The sequence below is a fragment of the Mesotoga sp. UBA5847 genome, from assembly GCF_002432735.1.
In the GTDB taxonomy this organism is placed as follows: domain Bacteria; phylum Thermotogota; class Thermotogae; order Petrotogales; family Kosmotogaceae; genus Mesotoga.
The window spans coordinates 1-3,748 of the sequence record NZ_DJGL01000022.1 but is presented as its reverse complement, the minus strand read 5'-3'; the positions used below and the strand labels follow the sequence as shown (position 1 = coordinate 3,748).

Genomic DNA, 3,748 nt, shown 5'->3' with positions numbered 1-3,748 from the left:
CTCTCTTATGACAATACACGAGGAGGACGTGAGGGGCTGTCATTCGAGAGCCTACACTTATGAGCCTGCGCTGGAATCCACTCACTTTCTCATCCCGTAGTGGTTCTGTACTGGATCTAATCTCGACTGTCTTGAGCTGCGTACGATGCGGCGTCGTCGTACGATGTAAGAGGTTTGAGGTTAGAGGTCAGAAAGGCAAGATCTAATTGCACTTCTTACCTCTTGCCTCTTGCCTCTTACGTCTTTTTCTTTTTTGCAATCTCGATCTTGCGAATTAGTGCACACCCTCTGCCACTAGTGGCCCTCCTTTCTCAAGGGAGGATTTAAGATCAGATTCATCAAGAGCCAAACACAGCGTATCTTTCTTGGGAGAAGAAGCATCATATGATTTCTCATAAACGCCTCGACTTATCGGTATGATGAATGTAGCAAGGGAGGATTTAAGATCAGGATATCAGCTGGCAAAACAGCATTCGTGCTAGAGAGAAGAACCTGCATGTGAGTGACGCTAAAGAGCTGATTAAAATCTACTGATTAGTTTCCTCGGGCGGAAACCTGAGATCAAGATCATCGGGAGTTACATACAGAATTTGCGAAAACATAAGAGCTATCATATGATTGCCGATCTGTTCTCCTGCACATGAACAATGATAAGTAGCATGTAGAGAAGTCAAGTGTGGCCAAAGGTAATTTCCTTCAACTCACCATGTCGAAGTATAACTTGTATGTGGTAGTCCGACTTACCTGCTCAATCTATCTTCAATACTGCCATCAGGCAGCACAAAATCGGTTGAATAACTAAAGATCTCATCTAGCTGAAACCGCACACACTCTCTCCAGTTTCTCTCGCAATACATTCTTATCCATTCCCCGTCAATCTTTCCTTCCTCATAAGCTCTAACAACGGGGCACTCGTAATAGTTGCTACAACTTTCTCCTTCCACGAAAGCACCACCTTCCTTTGATCGATAAATATGTTACCACAATTGGGGAATATTGCAATGGCTATTGGTTGCACTTGACGGCTTTTATAATATTCTGTGCATCCGTTATACAATACTTAATGTAAGAAGTAATTTCGGGGGTGATCTAATGAAGAAGAAGTGGATTTTGGTGCTTGTTATGTCTCTAATCATAGTCTTCACTCTCTCCGGGTGTATCTTTCGCCGCTACTCGGTGGTCGTGAGCTGCACACCTTTGATTGAGAGGATTGAAGTCGGAAACAGAGAGAGAGAACTTCCTCATAGTTTTTCGGCAAGAAATGGACAAGTTGTCTCTGTTAAGGCTCCACTGGTTCCGGGCTACGATTTTGAGGGCTGGCTTGTCAACAATGAATTGATGGAAGCAGCACAGATCGAGATCAGTATCGAAGGCAATACGATAATCAAGGCGATCTACAGTCCGAGGCTTGTTCACGAGATTACTTATGGCGGAACCGGAGTGGAACAGGGAATGGGACTCGTTGTAGAGAGTTCGACAGAGATTGTGATTGGCGTTACTTCAAGTTCAACCCAGAGTAATCTGATACTTGGAAACAACGGAAAGAGCGATTTCTGGGTTCCTTCTCTAGAGTATCTGTCTAGCTCTTACGTCATAGAGCCTCAACTCTGTTATGGAGGAAGCGACGAGGAATTCCTTTCAGATGCAGTTAGAATTACGGGCGGTTACGTGGCTGTAGGCTGGACGGAATCAGATGATATTGAATACACTGGAAGCGGCTATCCGTATCATGGCGGTATAGACGGTTACGTAGTAATGATGAAAAACGACGGTTCGTTGAGGTGGCAGACTTACATTGGCGGTAGTGGAGACGATACAATTCATTCCGTGAACACCACTATAGGTGAGAAACTGTTCTTGACGGGTATGACCACTTCCTCTGACTCCAATTTTTCAGGAAGTGGATATCATGGAGGCAAGGATGGCTGGGTCGCGGTTATGAGCTCTTCCGGCGCGCTGATTGCCGATCTTATCAAAGCCTTTGGTGGCACTCAGGATGACGAGCTGCTTTATGGAATGCAGACCAAAGATGGCGGTTACATCGTGTGCGGATACTCGAAATCCTCTGACGGTGATCTTAAGACATTAAGCAGATCTACCGGAGAGGATCTGTGGATCATTAAGCTGGATCCGCAGCTGAATATCATCTGGCAGAAGCTTCTTGGGGGTCAGAACGATGAACGTGCAAACTCAGTGAAAGAGGTAAGCGACGGCTATGTTGTTACCGGTTTCACCGAATCTTCCGGTGGAGTCATCAGAGACCAAAAAGGCGGCAGAGATCTATGGGTACTGAAGTTCTCGTTCGATGGTGAGCTTGAATGGAGCAGAACTTACGGAGGCAGCGATGATGATGAAGGATTCGACATTATTCAGACTGCCGATGGCGGATACGCTGTCTGCGGCTATACAGATTCTTCCGACGGAGACATAATGCATGAGAATAGAGGAATGCGTGATGTTTGGATCGTGAAGCTCGGAACCGACGGCTACCTAGAGTGGGAAGCCACTTTTGGGGGATCAAAGAACGACACCGCAGCAAAGATAAGAGAAACGGAGAAGCGCGAGCTGATTGTTATTGGAACGACTTCCTCTTCCGATCGTGATATCAAGCGCCAGATCCAGGGTCCTTCAGATGCCTGGCTATTGAGACTCGGTAGATAAGAAGAATCGTCAGGTGATGGCTTGAGGGCTGACAACGTACTTGAAAGCGAGGTAATCACTCTTTTTGAGCAAGGTGACAACTGCCCCGTATGTCGCTCCATGGAGAAGTCGGTAGACGGGTGGGTGATAGGGGCCTTTTCGGATCTTCTTCATAATGAAAGCGCTCGAGAACAATTAAGAGAGAACGGGTTATGTAGAGAACACCTGAAAAGAATAGTTGAACTGGCAAGAGAGAAATCCGATGTCGGCTCTCTTGCCGTTTCGATTATCTTTCGGGAGCTTCTTGTTGAGCAGCTCCTGTGGCTGGAGGACAGCAAGGGATCGATTTTGAAGAAAAGAAGAAAACCTGTGGATGGAAGCTGCGTACTATGTTCTGTTGCCGCCCAGAGTGAAAAGATATACCTTTCCGCTTTCTGCAAGTTTCTTGACAGAGATGAAGTTCGTAGGTCGTACGAAGAGTCGTCAGCGGTTTTCTGTCTTGGCCACTCTAAGCATCTTGTGGAGAAGGTCTCGCGACAGACGAGAGAATGGCTGATTACTGTTCAGAAAAATAAGTATGGCGAGGTTGCGAAAGAGATAGACGACTTCGTTTCGAAGCACGACTATAGAAATGAAGCTCCCATTGGACCGGAACGCAATGCATGGCTAAAAGCCTCTAGAATAATAGGAGAGAAGCACTCTACTGAACAGTGAATCAAGCTACTTTGGCCGTCAACGGTTCACGGGCCTAGGAGAAGGACCGAGAAGACGCTTTGAGTTTGAGATGAAGCTTGGCGCTAAGAGCCGTTATTGGTGATATGTGGTTGGCGGTTGGCCAAGAACAAAGAGCTGAAGTTCCTATCAAGTAAAGAATAGCAAAATCCGGTTTGTCAAAACCAACTCAGTTCGTTGGCCTGACAGTTTCTTGGTAAGGGTATGCCATGCTCTGCCAATATGACCTTTACCAAGAACAAAAAACAGATCCTCGCTCCGAAGAACAGATCTTTCCTCTCGAACGGTCAACGGAGAATCGTATTTCACAGCGTACAGCGGGTTCACCGCTTTTAAGCGTAAAGCGGAACTTCTGGCGTACAGCGGATCTTTGAGC

At 46.4% G+C, this 3,748-nt stretch carries 4 protein-coding genes; 2 read left to right on the top strand and 2 right to left on the bottom strand.

The genetic code is table 11. The features are described from left to right. Positions 1-740 precede the first annotated feature (740 nt). On the bottom strand, positions 741-944 hold the full coding sequence (locus B3K91_RS02710; RefSeq protein ID WP_292593961.1) for a hypothetical protein: 204 nt from the start codon (positions 942-944) through the stop codon (positions 741-743). Positions 945-1,092: 148 nt separating this feature from the next. Between B3K91_RS02710 and B3K91_RS02705 the strand changes: the two genes are divergently transcribed. Together B3K91_RS02705 and B3K91_RS02700 are read left to right on the top strand one after the other, a co-directional pair. Continuing rightward, positions 1,093-2,661, top strand: a complete 1,569-nt coding sequence (locus tag B3K91_RS02705; protein ID WP_292589637.1) for a hypothetical protein — start codon at positions 1,093-1,095, stop codon at positions 2,659-2,661. A gap of 21 nt (positions 2,662-2,682) precedes the next feature. Next, the gene (locus tag B3K91_RS02700; RefSeq protein ID WP_214061435.1) at positions 2,683-3,354 is read left to right on the top strand and encodes a DUF6062 family protein; all 672 of its coding nucleotides are present in this window, start codon (positions 2,683-2,685) and stop codon (positions 3,352-3,354) included. Between the two features lie 147 nt (positions 3,355-3,501). On the opposite strand, the gene B3K91_RS02695 is transcribed toward B3K91_RS02700, so the two are convergent. After that, positions 3,502-3,748: hypothetical protein (locus B3K91_RS02695; RefSeq protein WP_292593959.1), on the bottom strand; the 247-nt coding region annotated here is incomplete at its 5' end.